The sequence below is a fragment of the Fibrobacterota bacterium genome (assembly GCA_019509785.1).
Taxonomy (GTDB): domain Bacteria; phylum Fibrobacterota; class Fibrobacteria; order UBA11236; family UBA11236; genus Chersky-265.
Genome location: JAEKLQ010000054.1, coordinates 89799 through 105359 on the forward strand (window position 1 = coordinate 89799; position 15561 = coordinate 105359).

The following is a 15561-nucleotide window of genomic DNA, read 5'->3' on the forward strand; positions in this document are numbered from 1 at the left end:
CTGATGCGCTCCTGGGGGGAGCCAGAGGGGCCCGCCGACGGCAATTCTCGGCCGCCGGCGGAGGGGGGCGGCGGTTCCATAGGGGGCCGCCGCTTGGTTTTAGCGAGGGACTCTTAAGCTTACTCGCGGATGGCGAGGATCCAGCCGCAAGCGTAGAGGGCGAAGGTGGCGATTGCCAGCCCGGCCTGGGCCCCGGGGCGCGCGAGGCGCCGGGGTAACAGCGGCGTTACCAGACCCAGGGCCGCACCCAGCCCGAATCCGTAGAAATGCGCTTTCACGTCCACGCCCTCGCCGATGCCCACCAGCACCGCCACGAACAGCGCGGAAATGAGGGGGGACAGGCGCCGCAATTGCGCGAAGCGGATGGCCCCGTCGCCGGGGCGTTTGCCTTGGCGGACCGCGTGATCGCGCCGCCGACGCCAGAGGTTCCAGGTTTCCACCCCCGCCAAGAGGCCCAAGGCGCAGAAGACCACGGAAGAATAGCCGAGGGAGACGTGCCCGGGCCCGGTGGCCAGAGCCACCAGGAAATTATCGACGCCGGCGGCCAGGGTGGAAAGCAGCATGAGCGTGCCGATGCCGAGCCGATGGTTCAATAGGTTGAGGATGAAATAGCCCGAGACCAGATTGCTTAGAAGATGGGCGTCGTCGGCATGGAGGGTGGCGGCCGTAAGGCAGCGCCACCATTCGCCCGCCAGGATGCGCGCCGCATCGGCTTCGCCGCGGGTCTTGAGCCACTCGGCCCAAGGCGAGAAGCCGACCAGGAAATAGGCCGCCACGGGGATGGCCAGGAATAAAAGCGGGGCCACCAACAAGTCGAGATCGAAGTCCTCCGGGGGGGCCTCCGTAAAGCCTTCATTCTCCTGGCGCCAGGTTTCGATGAGCGCCGCGGCGGGTTCCGCATCGCGCTCATCCACGCTAAGGCTCCACTCGTCCCCGTGGAATTCCATCCAATGCTTGACGCTCTGCGAGGCCAATACCAGGGAGATATCCAGGATATCCTGCTTACATGGGCTGCGGGCCAGCTCGCGCCGGGGCGGCCGGAAGGGATCGAACGGTTCTAGGTCTTCCATTCCCGCGGGTTCAGTTCCCGGTTCCGCGATGGCCCCGGTTCCAGTCGGCGCAATCCGCGTAACGTACGAGTTTCCCCCCGAAAATGTCCAGGGCGCTGCCGATGGACAAATCCAGGCGCCCCTGGCTTTCGCGATCCAGCCGCTCCAGATCGGAGAGGTCGCGCGCGCCGCCGGCATAGGTGCAGGGAAGGGGGGAGATGCGTGCCAAGAGGTCCACCAGTTGCCAATCCATGCCTTGTTGCTTGCCTTCCACGTCGGCGGCGTGGATGAGGAATTCGGCGCAGTGGCGGGAGAGCGAGGCCAGCAGCGCCTCGTCGATGCGGACCTCGGTTACGGTTTGCCAGCGGTTGGTGGCGACGTACCAGGCCTCGCCCCGGCGGCGGCAGCTCAGGTCCGCGACCAGCCTTGCTTTGCCGACCAGGCCCGAAAGCCGGCGCAACCGGTCCAAGGAAAGCAATCCTTCCGGGAAAAGCCACGAAGTCACGATGACGTGGCTGGCGCCCGCGTCCAGCCATGCGACGGCGTTGGTCTCGTCCAGCCCGCCCCCGATCTGCATGCCCCCCGGCCAAGCGGCCAGAGCCTTGCGGGCCTCGTCGTCATTGCCCGAGCCCAGCATGATGATATGGCCGCCGGTGAGGCCGTCGCGGCGATAGAGATCGGCGAACCATGCCGCGCCATGGGGCGAGACGAAGTTGGTCTCGAGCCCTAAGCCGGCATCCGTCAAGGTGCCGCCGATGATTTGCTTTACTTTTCCCTGATGCAGGTCGATGCAGGGGCGGAAGGCGGTCATTGCTGGTAATCCCCCTCGGGGAATATTAGTTTGACTTTTCCATCTTGCAAAATCCTACCGCGCGGCGGGATATGCGCGCGAAAAGGTCCGGGACATGGCCGATAAGGCTAAGCTGAATCCTAAATGGTTTGAGATTTCCAAAGCGACCCTCCATGTGGGTTGGATGGCCTTGCGGACGCTTTGGTTCATCATCTGGACCGCTTACCAAGTGGTACTCGGGGTAGCGTTGATCGCGCTGCTTTACGGCGTTCTGAGGTTCGGGGAATACTTTTACGTGTGGGAGATCCGCCAACTGGTGCGCGAAAATCCCAAGACCACCGCCTTTATCGAAACGGAACGCGCCCGCCTGACCGATAGCCTGAAGGCGATCGGCAAGCCTATCCCGGATACCCTGATCCGGTGGTCCTGGATCCCGCTCGATTCCATGCCGCGGACCTTGAAGGAGGCCGCCCTCATCGCCGAGGATGCCAAGTTCTACGAGCATCAGGGTTTCGACATCGAGGAAATCGAATACGCCATCGTGGCCAACCATCAGGCCGGCAAGAAGGCCCGCGGCGCCAGCACCATCACCCAGCAAGTGGCGAAGAACCTTTTCCTGACCCGGGACAAGGAGATAAGCCGCAAGCTGCGGGAAGCCGCCATTACCTTGGAGTTGGAGCATTTCGTCCCCAAGGATCGCATCCTGGAGTCCTACCTGAACGTGGCCCAATTCGGCGATGGCGTGTTCGGCGTACGCGAAGGCGCGCGTTACTGGATGAAGAAGGAACCGAAGGACCTGACTCCCGAAGAGGCGATCAACCTGGTCTGCCTGCTGCCGGCCCCGACGAAATGGAACCCGAGAAAGCCGAACGGCGCCTTCCTGGCGCACAAGCGATTGGTGGTCCGGAATTATGCGACGTATCGCGGTCTGTTGCGTGCCGACATGGATTCGACCCAGGTGGCGACCCGTGACACGGCCTTGGCCCGCTTGGCTGAGCAGCTATCCGAAGAGAAGTGGAAGTCGCTAAGGACGAAACCTTTGATCGACACGGGCGTGGATACGGATCCGGATGATAAGCCGTCCGGGGAAGGGGATGCGACCGCCCGGGCGCGGGCTATCCTAAATCGCCATACCTTCTAATTGCCGGTCGGCCGCGGCCTGACGTGGGTTGCATCTCCCCGGACGAGGGCGCATCGGGCCCATCCGGTGGCCTTATCGGCCCTCAGGATGCGAGATATTCCTCGATGGCCGCGCGCAGCTTCTTATACATCCAGGCCATTTTCTCCGGATTCTCTTCCAGCAAGGTCACGCGGAACCCGTGCAGATCGGAACAGAACGAAGAGATCGGCACCACGCAGATGCCCGTCGCTGCCAGCACGTAATAGACGAAGCGCTTATCGAGGGGAACGCCTTCGACCATCTTCTCCACCAAGGCGCGCGCTTCGGGGTTGGCCACCTTCAGCTTTTGCGTGGTCTTGAGCATCCCCTTCTTGAAGATGATCGAAGTGTAGAACGCGCCGAACGTCTTGTTGACGAGGAGGCCGTCCACGTCCTTCAGGGTCTCGTAGACCACGTCGCCCCGCTTCTGGATGGCCAGGTTGAGGGCTTCGCGATGGGCGGGGAATTCGGGATGCGACAGGATAAGGGGAATGGCCATCTGGGGCAAGGTGGTGGAGCATACCTCCAGCATCTTGGCATCCTCGATGGCCTTGACCAGCTTGCCGAATTCGGGGTCGCGCTGGGTGTTATAGAATTCCAGCCAGCCGCAGCGGGAACCGGGCCAGGGCAACTCTTTGGAAATGCCCTTCATGGAGATGCCGCAAACGTCCCCGATCACCTGGGCCAAAGGGATGGCCTTCACGCCGTTGTAGGTGATGTGGGTATAGATTTCGTCGGCGATGATGAACAGGTCGTGCTCCCGGCATAAGGAGACGACTTCGCGCAGGTACCATTCCGGATACACCATTCCCGTGGGATTGTCCGGATTGATGATGAGGATGCCGACGATGTTGGGATTGTACTTGATCTTGTTGCGCAACTCGTCCATGTCTGGGAACCAATGGTTCTCGGGGACGAGGCGGTAGGTGATGGGAGGCTGGCTGGCATGCCCGCCTTCGGCGGAGGAGTGGGTCGAATAGCCCGGGGACGGCCCGATGACGCGCGCGCCGGGATCCAGGTACTGATACACCTTGGAGATGGCGTCGCCCAAGCCGTTGCAGAACAAGATATCTTCCGGGGTAATCTGCACGCCGCCCAAGGCATTGTTCTTCTGGGCCAGGTATTGGCGGGTTTCCGGAACGCCCTTGGTGGGGCAGTAAGCGTAAGACAGGTTTTCCTGCGCGAGGGATGCGACGATGGCCTTCATCCAAGTAGGGATGGGGGTTCCCTTGGCGACCGGGTCGCCGATGTTTTCCCAGAATATCTCAACGCCCAGTTTTTGGAAAAGCTGCGCCTTCTTGACGATTTCACGGATCTCGTAGACCAGTTCGCCGGCGCCTTGGTGCAATATCTCGCGTCTCATAGTTTTCAATATTAACATTTTCGGGCGATTCGGCGCGGTTGATGCGATTCAATGCGGGGATGCGGGCCGTCCCGGTGCGTCTGCCTTGGGCCTCAGCTTGCTCGGCGGGTCTTAAGGCTCGCTTGGGTGGGGTCGATGCGGCGGGCGCCTCGATGGACCCATGCCTTCGGTCGGCGGGGCCCATTTGAAGAGGGCTCCGCCGACCAGGCGCCCGCCGCCTCGGCTGCCTCGCAAATTCAGCCCAAGTCAGCCGCCCCGGGACTTCACGCTCGCCGCTTGATCACAATCACGCGCGTCGCGCAAGGGTCGTTGGAACTTACGGGAGGCGCGCGCGACGATGAGAGCCCCTGTCTTTTCCGCCGCGAGATGCCGGATTCGACGGGCGCGAACCGGGCGGGGTTTGGAAGGCGGGCTATTCGAAAAGAGTGTGTCGGTCGGGGACGTGGCCCGTAGTCGTCCCCCCCGGAGCAAAAGTCCAGGGCCGCGAGCGAGACAAATCTTAGGGAGGCGATGGGCCCACGCGAAGCATAGCTGAGGCCCCAGACCCGCCCGCCCCCGCGCCCAGCGTTACGCTACTTGTGCGCCCGCATCTGCGAAGGATTCGGAGTGTACGACCGCGGAAACCGCGTCTGCGAATCGAAGAGATTCTTCTTCAAATTGTCCGCATCCCAGAAAACAGTCGAAAGATTCGCCCCCGAGAAATCGCAGCCCGTGATGAAGGCGTTGTCGAAACGCGCGTTGGAAAGGTCCGCTCCGCTGAAGTCGCAGTTGAAAAGTTGGGCGCCCGAGAAATCGGCGAATTTCAGTTTGGCTCCGCTGAAATCGACCTTGCTGATCTTATCGACTGTGAATTTGGCCCGTTCCAGTTGGGCGCCGTGGAATTTGGCGCCGTCCATGCCCTTCAGGTCGAACACCACCCCGGTCATGGCGGAGTTGGAGAAATTCACGTCGCCCAAATCGGTGCGATAGAAGGAAGTATTGTTGAAGGTGCAGCGATCGAAGGACGCGCCTCCCATCTTGGTGAATTGGAATTCGGCCTTATCGAACTTGGAGTCCGAGAATTGCGATCCCTTCAGGTTGGTCTCGACCAAGGCGGTGTTGGAAATATTGGCGTTGGTGAAATGGAGGTGGTCGAGATCGGCCCCGGTGAGATTGGATTCGGCCAGATTGATGTTGGCCACGGTGGCATCGCTGAAATCGGCGCCTTCGAATTTGACACCGTTGAAAACGGCGCCAGACAGATCGGCTTTGGAGAAGTCGGATTTTTCCAGGCTGTTGTTCTTGAAGTTGGCCCCGGCCAGGTTGGCCTTGGAGAAGTCCGCCTTCTCATTGAACTTGGCCTCGACGAAATTGGCCTTGGGCATATTTGCGCCGGCGAAGGTGGCGTCCAAAAGGACGGCATTCTGGAAATTCACGGTTTCCAGCGCGGCCTTTTTGAAATTGGCGTCCCGCAAATCGGAATTGCGGAAATCGGCCTGGGGGAAACGGGTTTCCCGGAAATCCCCGTCGGAAATCTGCATCGCCGATGGCCCCGATGGTCTGGTTGAAGCGGGCTCCGTCCAGGGTGCAATTCTTGAATTCCGCGTTGGTCAGATCCTTGCCGCTGAAAGACCGGTTGGACAGGTCTTCTCCTTTATGCGTCTCGGCGGCCAGAACCGAAGGCGAATACGAAGCGATACCGACCAGTACAAACAGGGAACTCAATCTGCGCATAATCCTGCTTTCAAAGAAGAGGTGGGACCGGGGGCACGCCGTCCGTGCGAAGGGAAGCCCGGTCTAAATTTAATGTTAAATTTGCTTTCCGCCATGAATTCCGGAACTGTTTCCGCCCCCGGGCCGCGCATTGCCTAATACCCCGGCTTCCCCCGTATATCCTTCCCGCGTGAGCCTGGAAGTCGATCTCAAGGCCATCCGCCGTAACTTCGGCCAGATCCGGAAATCGGTACGTCCTGCCCTCGTGATGGCCGTATTAAAGGCCGATGCGTACGGCCTGGGCGCGCTGCCGGTGGCCGAAGCATTGGTGGCCGCCGGCGCCGATCGCTTAGGAGTGGCCGAGGTCAAGGAAGCGGCCCAATTAGTCGGACGATTCCCGGTTCCGGTTCAAATCATCGGGGGGATTCTCGCTTCCGAGATCCCTCTTTGCGTGCAATTGGGGGTGGTTTGTCCGGTTCCCGACCTGGAGACGGCCCGCGCCCTTTCCCGGGAAGCCCGCCGCCAGGACCGGCGGGTGAAGGTACACATTAAGGTCGATACCGGCATGGGGCGCTTGGGCTTTCCCCATTTCCGCGCCTATGAAGAGATCCTGGCCGCGCGTAAATTGCCCGGTCTGGAGTTCGAGGGAATCTATTCCCATTTCCCCAATGCCAACAATCCCATGCATGGCAAGTCCCGAGAGCAGATAACCTTGTTCCGGGATTTACTGGACCGGCTGGGATCGGCCGGCCTCACGTTCCCTTTGGTACACATGGCCAACTCGGACGGCATCAATAATTTCCCGGAAGCGTACTTCAACATGGTCCGCACCGGCATCAACCTTTACGGCGTATTCGATCTCAGCGGGCTGCGCAGCTATCACCTGGCGCCGACCTTGTCCCTCAAGACCACCCTCCTGGCCAGACGGCGGCTGCCGGCCGGGTTCACCATCGGGTATGGCGGAACGCATACCCTGTTCCATGACACCTGGGTTGGGACGGTACCGGCGGGTTACGCCGACGGCGTGCCCTTGGCGGCCAGCAATTCCGGCGAGGTGCTCATCCGGGGTAAGGCATGCCCCATCATCGGGCGGATTTCCATGGATTACCTGACGGTGAACCTGAACGGTTGCCCGGCGGCGAGGATGGGGGACGAAGTGGTTCTGGTCGGCCGTTCTGGCAGGCGCCAAATCACCATCGAGGATTGGGCCCGCATCAAGCAGACCCATCCTTACGAGATCATCTGCTCCCTGGGCAAACGGGTGGAAAGGGTATATCGGTAGTGGTATCATGGCGGGGGAGGTTCCCATGCTTTCGACCCGCCCCCTCTTCCGCTCCGCCATCGCTTTCGCACCGCTGGCGATCTTCGCCGTTTTCGGAGGCCTTACGGCTTGCAAACCGGTCGATTTGAGCGATGTGAACACGACCCCTACGCCCAAGGACTCCGCGGCCACCGCCACCTTGCGGATCACCAACAAAATCGACGTCGACGCCGACTCCCTGGTCTTCTTATTGTTCCCGGGAGCTTCCACCGACTTTACCACGGCCGCCAACTCTCAGGTCATCGGGGGAGTGGGGATCGGAGCAACCGGCACATTCAAGGTTCCCGCCGGGACCTGGAAGTTGGCCTACGAGAACGGCGCCCAGGAGATCACTGCCCTGCGAGCGGGCGGGGCGGACGAATGGGTGAAGGCCATCTTCGAAAAGGACGGGGACTATTCGCTCATCCTCACCTCGGACACTCACACCATCTATTGGGATCCGACTTTCAAAACCGATCCCCCGCTATAAGCGGAGGGCCACGCCTCCCGGCTGCCCTAGCCGGGCGCGTAACCGCGGTAGCGGCTTACCGCCAGGACAATATCTGGACCTTCACCGTCGTATCGATGACCACGGCGGTTTCGTAGGTGGTTTTGTCCGTGATGTTTCGCGTCGTATCGATGACCGTATGGTGGGTGATGGTCAGATTCACCTTGGGCTTGTAGAGATCGCAAGTGTTATCGGTGGAAACGTAATCGCCATGATGGCTGATATGCGTGCTGATGGCGGATTTACTGACTGAAATGACGTTAGCCTTGGTCACGTCGCCGCTCGGAAGATGGCATATATCGCATTTCTTGGCAGAACTGGCCATACATGCGGAGTACGCCGGCGTCTTATCCAGCTGGGGCATCGTGTTTGGGTCCTGGATGGTCGTATCCCTCGCGGTATCGGCGAGGCTATGGGGAATATAGGTGTAGGCGGTATCGGGTTTCACGATGGCAATTGGCGTGCGCGTCGTATCCATTATCTTCCGCAGCTTCATGCGCGCTTGCACCGTTTGGGAACCCTTTCCCACGGTTCCGGTAGAGAAAAGGTCCACCGTATCCGCATCCGCGCCGGTCGCTACCGGGACCAATCGCGTAGTATAAGCTCCTCCGCCGAAAGGTTTGCCGGAATAAGTCACCGTTTCCGGCATTCCGGAATGGATTTTCAAGAAATGCCGGCCCATGTCGGCGATGTTGTCCTCCACACCGGCTTCCGAGATTTGCTGGGCCAATACCTTGGACTTTTCGCTCCCGAGGAATTTCGCGCTCCCTTTCGCCTTGTAGTAGATGGTGCCTTGCGCCAGGACCAGCAATACGCCCAAGGTCGCCACGATGGTGAGCATCCCGCCGCCGGCCTGGGAACGGAATTCGGGTGAAGGGATCGGAACGCGGTTCATAAGGTGTTCCTCGGAATGGCGGTGGAGGAAAGGATGATGCTGTTGATGGCCCCTTCGCGGGCCGGGAATATGCCCGTCAGGGAGAAGCGCACGGTGCGGACATGCGCGGGAACTTCGGTGGAGTTCCCTTGCTTGTCCGCGAAGGAGACCTGGAAATTTTTCACGTCGGTGGCGATGATGCGATGGACGTCGGCGATTTCGTGGACGAGCGCGGAACTGTCTTGCTGGGAATAGAAGCGTTCGCGGCGGGCCGGCATGTCAACGGTCCCGGCGATCGGGTAATCGTTGGCGAAAGCCGAATCGAGGCTCAAGGTGGAGCCGTCGACGCCAACGACGCGGCGTAATTCGGCGCTGCCCGCGCAAGCCAATGCCACGTAGCCGCCGGCCGCGAAGAGCGTGGGCGCATCGACTTGGATGGCCGCCACATGGTGATCGGCCGCGATAACCAGGCTTGCCTTGGCCTCCGTGGGGTTGGTGTAGATGATTAGCGTGTCGCTACCCACCGCATCTTGCTTGGCGAGGTTGGCGGCGCCGGAAAGGCCGAGTCCCGCCAAGGTTACCGCCCGTTGCAACTGCTTGGAGGAAAGGGTCAGCTTGTTGCGCAGCTCGATCTTCTTGGACAACCGCATGCTTTCGACTTGATGGGTTCTCCAAAGCGCATAACCCGCTGCCATGATGATGGCGCCGATGACCATGCTCACCACGGTTTCGATGAGGGTGAATCCGCGCTGTCGGCTCACGGCGAGGCCTCCTTGAATTTGTCGTCGCTCTTCAGGGAGGCGAAGGAAACCATCTGCTCTCCCGTGAGGGGCCAGAATACGGTGAGCTCTATGGTCTTCCTTCCGTTCGGAACGCCCGCGCCATCGCGCATCACCCCGATGTGCCACGAGCGCACGTAGCGATCGGTAACGGTATCCGTTCCCGCGGAAAGGGAATCGTAGGCGACCACTTTCAGGGAATCCATCTTGAGCTTGCCAAGATTGACGCCGCGCATGAGGTCATTGCCTCTTGCGCTCATGGTATTTTGCGAGGAAAGGAAATAGAATGCCGAAGTCGCGACCACGCCGGTGACGGCGGCCGAAACCAGGATTTCGATCAGGCTGAAACCGGCTTGACGCCGGCCGCGGGGAATGATCGCTCCTCCCGCTTGAGCTTCGTGCTGGACCACATTCCCGCCAAGGAAAACCGGCGCCCCCAGCGGTACCGGTAAGGCAGATTATAGGGGGGAAGGGAAGAGGATGCAAGGACCGTCTCCCCCCGGTCGCGCACGGATCGTGCGCATCAGGTAAGGTAACGGTAATGTTACGGGGGGAGGGGGAGCGGGGAAGGTTTAAAACGAGGAAAGGGGAGCCCTTCGGCTCCCCGCGGCGAATATATGAATATGGCTAGTGGCCGACGCTTTGGCCGGAAAGGGCGTTGCCGGAGAGCTCGCGCCAGGAAATGACCCGCAATTGGATGGTCGTATCGGGAACCTCCACGATCGAGCCGATGATTCCCCCACAATAGCCTCCGACGTCGGGAGGGCAGGTTCCTCCGTGAGACATGTGCCCGGCCAAAGCGTTGGTGTCGATCTGAATGGTTTGGACGTTAGCGCAGTTTCCGGGCGGGTAATGGCAGATGTTGATTTTGTGGGGAAGGGCGTTCCCGGTAAACTTCAGATCCTCGCGTTCGTAAAAGAACCCCATGCCCTTGTATGCGGAGTTGTCCGCGAAAAGGATCGTTGTCCTATTATTCACGCTGGCTAGGTTGGGATTAATCTTGTACCATTTTTGATCATCTAACGCGTACAAGTAGCCGTTGGGATGTCCCGCCAAAGCGCGCGCGGGGCGATTGGAGATATCGGCCGTGAAAATCAAGGTATCGCGGCGCGGACTTGACGGCGAGGTTTCGAATTCATCGAAACGCCAAACCTCGGAATGATCATTCGTACTTCTGTTACGGATGAGGTAGAAGGTACCGGAAAAATCCTCGGCGATCGCGTCCACGTTGAAACCGGGTCCGCTTGGATTCTTCGGCACGAGAGTGGACACTTCGGAGGCGCTTCCGTCCCGCAGGCTTAACTCATATATCTTCAGGCTCTGCCAGGTCACCGCATACAGTACCCCGTTGGCCGCCGAGTTGGTGCGGCTGACGAATACCAGGCCGTGCAACTCCCGCGGGCCGCCCACATCGAATGTCGAATCGGGCTGGGCCGTGTTGATCACCGGACCGACCAGGATGGCGTTGACAGGCGTGGCCGGATTGTTGTCCAAATCGATGGGCCGTATTTTGTAGAGCTTGCTGACGCTGCCGGCGACGTTGTTAATGAAATACATCATCCCGCTCGGCGCCACGGTGAAATCGTCCACGTTGATCTGGCCGCCGTCGGATAAGGTTACCTGGCCTTCGGGATGGATCCAGGCCCAGCCGGAATCGTGTTCGGCCAGCGATTGGTAGTAGAGGACGGGAGGCGTTCCGCGGATGCCCCACAGAGACATCTTGGGGGTATCGAAAGGAACGGTGGTTTCGGTCTTGACCACTTCCATGCGGGCCTCGATGGATTGGGCATTGCTCCCGACGCTTCCCGCGGAAACGACGCGCACGCGGGACGGATTCATCTGGTAGGTCTGGACGCGGGTCGAAAACGCTCCCCGTCCCAAAGTGACGCCGACATAGGGCATGGTATCCGTGGCAGGGCCGACGGTAATGGCTTTTCTGCCGATATCCGAAATCAGCGCATCGATGCCGGCTTCCGCCATTTCCTTGGCCGATATGTTGGATTTCTGGGATCCGGAAAACTTATTGCCGGATTTGGTCTTGAAAAGGAGCGGCACCTGGATCAGGGTGATCGCCACGGCGATGCCGATGATGATAGGCAGGACGGCCGCGCCTTCTTGACGTTGGACTTTGGTGGCGCTTAAAGGCTTCGAGTCCATGCGTTTCATAGGATGTTCCTTGGGATCACGGTGGAAGAGAAGCGCATCGTATTGTAGTTGCCGGCCGGCACCTTATAGGTTCCGGTCATAGAGAAGGTCACGACCCGGATCAGGCGATACGAAGTCGCCTGGGCGCCGGATGCGTCCATGAGGTCGATGCGGAAATCGGACATGCCGCTGGCGAGGGTGTTCGTCATCTGATCGACGCGGCGGATCAAGGCGCCCGCGTTGTGATCGATGTAGAACTTCTCCCTTTGCACGGGGTAAACGTCGGGCGTGCCGGGATTATAGCGATGCTGCAACGGCCCGCTAAGCGTTAGGGTGTACCCCTGCGTCGAATCGCCCGAGATGTTCGATATCAAAGCGTATTCTTGTTGAATGCTGTCGGTGATCCCCAGGCGGCTCCCTACCGAGAATCCCGTGTCATTGACGATAACGATGGTTGTCGTCCCCACGCGCGCGGTATCCCGCAGCGTCGTCCTTCGATCGGCGGGATTGGAATACACGATCAAGGTATCGGTCGCTTCGGTGCGGCTCCGGAAAAGCACGTCCATCTTCGACATGCCGTAACCGGCCATGGTGACGGAGCGGTTCACTTGCGTGGTGGCCAAGGTGGCCCGGTTCCGGAAGTCGGACTTGTTACCCAGGCGCAACGAGGTCCTTTGGTTGGCGGTCCAGAGTTGGTACAGGGATGCCATTAGTACGGCTCCCACCACCACGGATACCATGGTTTCCACGAGGGTGAAGCCGCCGTTGCGATTCATGCGGAAGTTAGTTTCCATTAGTAGACCTTGTACTGATCGTCGCCGACGATCGTATTGAAGGTGATGGTGTGCTGGGCGCTCAGGGGCCAGGAAACCTGTAACTGGATCGTTTTACGATCGGCAAGCAAATCGGTGGTTACGAACCACTGGCGGATGAATCGGTTGTTGACGGTATCGCATCCCGTGGCCAGGCTTCCGTAACGATTCACCCTCAGGGAATCGAGCTTGCACTTCGCGACGAACATCCCCTTGCTGATATCGGTGCCCAGGCCCGTGTTCGTATTCTGGGAATGCAGGAAGTAGAAAGTCGTGGCTCCCACCAACCCGAGAACCACGATGGAGATCATGATCTCGATCAAGCCGAAGCCGGACTGCGCGTTCCGAAGCCCGGCCTTCATTTGGAAATCTCCGAGTTCACCGTTTTGAAAGCTATGGGCATGTACCGGGAGATTTCCCCCAAGGCCCGATCCGAGACCTGCGGCAGCAACGCTTCGATGCGCCGTTTCGCGTCCGCCTGGTTCACCGCGTAAAAGCCGGAAACCCCGTAACGCTCGTTCAACTTGGGATAATCGAAAAGGGCATAGACATAATAGAGAGCCTGTTGGTCAGGGGTGGCGGATTCGGCGGGGGAAGGCAAGGTCGGGATCGCAGGCTTATGCAATTTCGCCGCGATCATGTCGTGGTTCCCGATGATGAAATAGTTGAGCGCGCATAGGGCGATCAGCGCGATCGCGCGCAAGGTCCAACTGGCGGTTGTACGCTTGCGGACTTCTCGATTATGCTCGGTCGCGACTTGGGCCTTGCTGCGCGTGGTCGCGAGCTTGCCGCGCATCTTCTCGAGCAGGAGTTCGCGCGGCGGGTTGCTTTGCATCAGCGTGAGTCCGGTGTCCCGAGAAGGCTTGGCCATTTGATCATCCTCGCATCCCGGGACCAAATGCCCGGATATCGCGTTGGTTTGATTATAGGGGCGCTCGAAGTTCCAGTCGAAGTTTTCCCCCCATGGAAATCCTGGGTTCTTAGGGTTTTTTCGGAAGGGAAAATGGGGAATATCGGGAAACGCGAGGGCGAACCCCAAGGAATGTCAAGGCGGGGTAAAGCGATTGAAGACGGGAAGCGGGAATTCCGGGGTCGGGAAGTCCCGGAGGAGGGGAGGGGTCACATGTAAGGGCGGTGCACGGTCAGATGTAGGGGCGGCGCAGGAGTGGGACTTTTTTGGCCTTCCCGTCGTACTGCCACATGATCTTACGGTTCAGGCGCTGGGGCTCGTACTTGTCCTCCTCGCCCGGAGGGGAGGTAACACGCCGGTTACCCTGGGCCCGTTCCCACAGGCGTTGGCGCAGGAAACCCAGGATGGCCTCGTCCCGGTCGCGTCCCGGCGCGGGCGGAACGGCTTCGGGTCCCACCACTCCGGAAACCAGGGGCGAGACGGGGATTACGGGCCTATCCAGGTCGGGTCGCATATCCCTAATCTAGGCTTTCCACGCCCCCCGGTAAGGCAATAGTAAGGGGGTCGGCCCTGATCTTTTGGGTTCGCTTGGGCTACGCGAGGATTTTCAGGGGGACCCTAGCTTCGCCACGATCGCAAATTCCTCGGGCGTCACGGGTTGCACCGACAGCCTCATGCCCTTCTTGATGACCATCATGTCCTCCAGGCCGGGCGTGGCGCGCATTTCGTCCAGGGTGATGAGGCGGGGGAACTCCCGCTTGAATTTCACGTCCACCATCACCCACGGATTCTTCGCCGGCGTGGCTTTGGGATCGTAATAGTCGGACTTGGGGTCCAACGCCGTGGGATCGGGATAGGCGGCCTTGGCGATGGTCGCGAGGCCGGCCACCCCTGCCGGCGTGATGCTGGAGTGGTAGAAAAGCACTTCATCGCCTACCGACATCAGGTCGCGCATGTGGTTCCGCGCCGTGTAATTGCGGACGCCGTTCCAGCGTTCCTGCTTCCGTTCCTTCAGGTCGCGGATCGAGAACTCGTCCGGCTCGGTCTTCATGAGCCAATACCGTTTCGCCATGGTCGCCTCCTGGCGCCAACGTAGCAATTCGCTGCGCGAAGGAACCATTCGCGGCGATTGCCCGCCTGGACGGGGTTTCATACAATGGTCGCAAAACCTATCTTCGCGGCGGTACCAGAATGGCCCGAATGCAATCCCGATTATCCGCAGGCGCGCGATTCCGCAAGGCGCTACGCTCCGAAAAGCCGTTGCAAGTGGTGGGGACGATCAACGCCTACGTCGCCATGCTGGCCGAGCGCGCGGGTTTCCGCGCCTTGTACCTGAGCGGCGCCGGCGTGGCCAATTCCTCCTACGGATTGCCCGATCTGGGGATGACCACCCTGGACAACGTGTTGGAAGACGTCCGCCGCATCGTCGGGGCTACGTCCTTGCCTTTGCTTGCCGATGCCGACACCGGCTTCGGCCCGGCCCATATGATCGCCCGCTCGGTGCGCGAATTCATCAAGGCGGGCGCGGCCGGGATCCACATCGAGGATCAAGTGGCGGCCAAGCGCTGCGGGCATCGCCCGGGCAAGGCTATCGTGCCTTTGGCCGAGATGGTGGATCGCATCAAGGCCGCCGTGGACGCCAAGACCGATCCCGATTTCATCGTTATGGCCCGTACCGACGCCTTGGCGGTGGAGGGGTTGGAATCCGCGCTGGAGCGCGCGGAAGCCTGCCGGGAAGCGGGCGCCGATATGCTCTTCCCCGAAGCCTTGACCGGCTTGGATCAGTATCGCGCCTTCCACAAGCGCGTAGGCATTCCCGTGCTGGCTAATATGACCGAGTTCGGGAAGACGCCCCTTTTCACGCGGGAAGAGTTGGGCGCGGCGGGGGTGGGCCTGGTTTTATATCCCCTCACGATTAATCGCGTGATGAACCATGCGGCGGAACTGGCGCTCGCGGGCTTGCGCGCCGACGGGCATCAGAAGGCCCTGGTGGGGAAGATGCAAACCCGCGAAGAGTTGTACGACGTGTTGGGTTATCATGCTTACGAACGGAAACTCGACGAGCTTTTCGGAAAGCAGCCGGACGGCCGGTTGGTTTTGGGTCCCAACGGCCTTGCCGTTGGGAAAGACGCCGCCGGGAAGAAGGATAAACGGAGCGGACGCAACGGGAAGGGATGATC

At 60.3% G+C, this 15561-nt stretch carries 17 protein-coding genes; 4 read left to right on the forward strand and 13 right to left on the reverse strand.

Annotated elements, in window-relative coordinates; genetic code table 11:
* Positions 1-119: 119 nt before the first annotated feature.
* On the reverse strand, positions 120-1070 hold the full coding sequence (locus JF616_16520; protein ID MBW8889361.1) for a rhomboid family intramembrane serine protease: 951 nt from the start codon (positions 1068-1070) through the stop codon (positions 120-122).
* Positions 1071-1080: 10 nt separating this feature from the next.
* Complete coding sequence (gene hisA / locus JF616_16525) at positions 1081-1860, reverse strand: phosphoribosylformimino-5-aminoimidazole carboxamide ribotide isomerase (protein ID MBW8889362.1); 780 nt, start codon at positions 1858-1860, stop codon at positions 1081-1083.
* Between the two features lie 94 nt (positions 1861-1954).
* Here hisA and JF616_16530 point away from each other — a divergent pair, with 94 nt between their 5' ends.
* On the forward strand, positions 1955-2980 hold the full coding sequence (locus JF616_16530) for a transglycosylase domain-containing protein (GenBank protein ID MBW8889363.1): 1026 nt from the start codon (positions 1955-1957) through the stop codon (positions 2978-2980).
* Between the two features lie 82 nt (positions 2981-3062).
* Here JF616_16530 and JF616_16535 read toward each other — a convergent pair whose 3' ends face one another.
* Positions 3063-4361: a pyridoxal phosphate-dependent aminotransferase gene (locus tag JF616_16535; protein MBW8889364.1), complete on the reverse strand. Its 1299-nt coding sequence runs from the start codon at positions 4359-4361 to the stop codon at positions 3063-3065.
* Positions 4362-4933: 572 nt separating this feature from the next.
* Positions 4934-5815: a pentapeptide repeat-containing protein gene (locus JF616_16540; GenBank protein MBW8889365.1), complete on the reverse strand. Its 882-nt coding sequence runs from the start codon at positions 5813-5815 to the stop codon at positions 4934-4936.
* A gap of 428 nt (positions 5816-6243) precedes the next feature.
* Here JF616_16540 and alr point away from each other — a divergent pair, with 428 nt between their 5' ends.
* Positions 6244-7335, forward strand: a complete 1092-nt coding sequence (gene alr / locus JF616_16545; protein ID MBW8889366.1) for an alanine racemase — start codon at positions 6244-6246, stop codon at positions 7333-7335.
* 25 nt (positions 7336-7360) lie between these two features.
* The gene (locus JF616_16550) at positions 7361-7843 is read left to right on the forward strand and encodes a hypothetical protein (GenBank protein MBW8889367.1); all 483 of its coding nucleotides are present in this window, start codon (positions 7361-7363) and stop codon (positions 7841-7843) included.
* A gap of 55 nt (positions 7844-7898) precedes the next feature.
* Here the strand turns inward: JF616_16550 and JF616_16555 are convergent, their stop codons facing one another.
* The 9 genes from JF616_16555 to JF616_16595 form a co-directional block, all read right to left on the reverse strand.
* On the reverse strand, positions 7899-8756 hold the full coding sequence (locus JF616_16555; protein MBW8889368.1) for a hypothetical protein: 858 nt from the start codon (positions 8754-8756) through the stop codon (positions 7899-7901).
* Positions 8753-9496 (reverse strand): prepilin-type N-terminal cleavage/methylation domain-containing protein, encoded by a 744-nt coding sequence (locus JF616_16560; GenBank protein MBW8889369.1) that lies wholly within the window; start codon positions 9494-9496, stop codon positions 8753-8755. The genes JF616_16555 and JF616_16560 overlap by 4 nt, the downstream gene beginning before the upstream one ends.
* Positions 9493-9924: a prepilin-type N-terminal cleavage/methylation domain-containing protein gene (locus JF616_16565; protein ID MBW8889370.1), complete on the reverse strand. Its 432-nt coding sequence runs from the start codon at positions 9922-9924 to the stop codon at positions 9493-9495. Before JF616_16565 ends, JF616_16560 begins: the two co-directional genes overlap by 4 nt.
* Positions 9925-10141: 217 nt before the next feature.
* Entirely contained in the window at positions 10142-11680 is a 1539-nt protein-coding gene (locus tag JF616_16570) for a hypothetical protein (GenBank protein MBW8889371.1), read from the reverse strand.
* The gene (locus tag JF616_16575) at positions 11677-12453 is read right to left on the reverse strand and encodes a prepilin-type N-terminal cleavage/methylation domain-containing protein (protein ID MBW8889372.1); all 777 of its coding nucleotides are present in this window, start codon (positions 12451-12453) and stop codon (positions 11677-11679) included. The genes JF616_16570 and JF616_16575 overlap by 4 nt, the downstream gene beginning before the upstream one ends.
* A complete protein-coding gene (locus JF616_16580) occupies positions 12453-12833 on the reverse strand; it encodes a prepilin-type N-terminal cleavage/methylation domain-containing protein (protein MBW8889373.1) in 381 nt (126 codons plus the stop codon). The genes JF616_16575 and JF616_16580 overlap by 1 nt, the downstream gene beginning before the upstream one ends.
* Positions 12830-13342 carry a hypothetical protein gene (locus JF616_16585; GenBank protein ID MBW8889374.1) on the reverse strand — a complete coding sequence of 171 codons (513 nt, stop codon included), beginning with the start codon at positions 13340-13342 and terminating at the stop codon, positions 12830-12832. The genes JF616_16580 and JF616_16585 overlap by 4 nt, the downstream gene beginning before the upstream one ends.
* 271 nt (positions 13343-13613) lie before the next feature.
* Positions 13614-13895 carry a hypothetical protein gene (locus JF616_16590; protein ID MBW8889375.1) on the reverse strand — a complete coding sequence of 94 codons (282 nt, stop codon included), beginning with the start codon at positions 13893-13895 and terminating at the stop codon, positions 13614-13616.
* A gap of 93 nt (positions 13896-13988) precedes the next feature.
* Positions 13989-14453, reverse strand: a complete 465-nt coding sequence (locus JF616_16595) for an EVE domain-containing protein (GenBank protein ID MBW8889376.1) — start codon at positions 14451-14453, stop codon at positions 13989-13991.
* Positions 14454-14581: 128 nt separating this feature from the next.
* Between JF616_16595 and prpB the strand changes: the two genes are divergently transcribed.
* Entirely contained in the window at positions 14582-15559 is a 978-nt protein-coding gene (gene prpB / locus JF616_16600; GenBank protein ID MBW8889377.1) for a methylisocitrate lyase, read from the forward strand.
* Positions 15560-15561 lie beyond the last annotated feature (2 nt).

Coding starts and splice junctions, on each gene's coding strand:
- JF616_16520 (MBW8889361.1), bottom strand. CDS start 1,070: ATGGAAGACCTAGAACCGTTCGATCCCTTCCGGCCGCCCCGGCGCGAG.
- hisA (MBW8889362.1), bottom strand. CDS start 1,860: ATGACCGCCTTCCGCCCCTGCATCGACCTGCATCAGGGAAAAGTAAAG.
- JF616_16530 (MBW8889363.1), top strand. CDS start 1,955: ATGGCCGATAAGGCTAAGCTGAATCCTAAATGGTTTGAGATTTCCAAA.
- JF616_16535 (MBW8889364.1), bottom strand. CDS start 4,361: ATGAGACGCGAGATATTGCACCAAGGCGCCGGCGAACTGGTCTACGAG.
- JF616_16550 (MBW8889367.1), top strand. CDS start 7,361: ATGCTTTCGACCCGCCCCCTCTTCCGCTCCGCCATCGCTTTCGCACCG.
- JF616_16555 (MBW8889368.1), bottom strand. CDS start 8,756: ATGAACCGCGTTCCGATCCCTTCACCCGAATTCCGTTCCCAGGCCGGC.
- JF616_16570 (MBW8889371.1), bottom strand. CDS start 11,680: ATGAAACGCATGGACTCGAAGCCTTTAAGCGCCACCAAAGTCCAACGT.
- JF616_16575 (MBW8889372.1), bottom strand. CDS start 12,453: ATGGAAACTAACTTCCGCATGAATCGCAACGGCGGCTTCACCCTCGTG.
- JF616_16580 (MBW8889373.1), bottom strand. CDS start 12,833: ATGAAGGCCGGGCTTCGGAACGCGCAGTCCGGCTTCGGCTTGATCGAG.
- JF616_16585 (MBW8889374.1), bottom strand. CDS start 13,342: ATGGCCAAGCCTTCTCGGGACACCGGACTCACGCTGATGCAAAGCAAC.
- JF616_16590 (MBW8889375.1), bottom strand. CDS start 13,895: ATGCGACCCGACCTGGATAGGCCCGTAATCCCCGTCTCGCCCCTGGTT.
- JF616_16595 (MBW8889376.1), bottom strand. CDS start 14,453: ATGGCGAAACGGTATTGGCTCATGAAGACCGAGCCGGACGAGTTCTCG.
- prpB (MBW8889377.1), top strand. CDS start 14,582: ATGCAATCCCGATTATCCGCAGGCGCGCGATTCCGCAAGGCGCTACGC.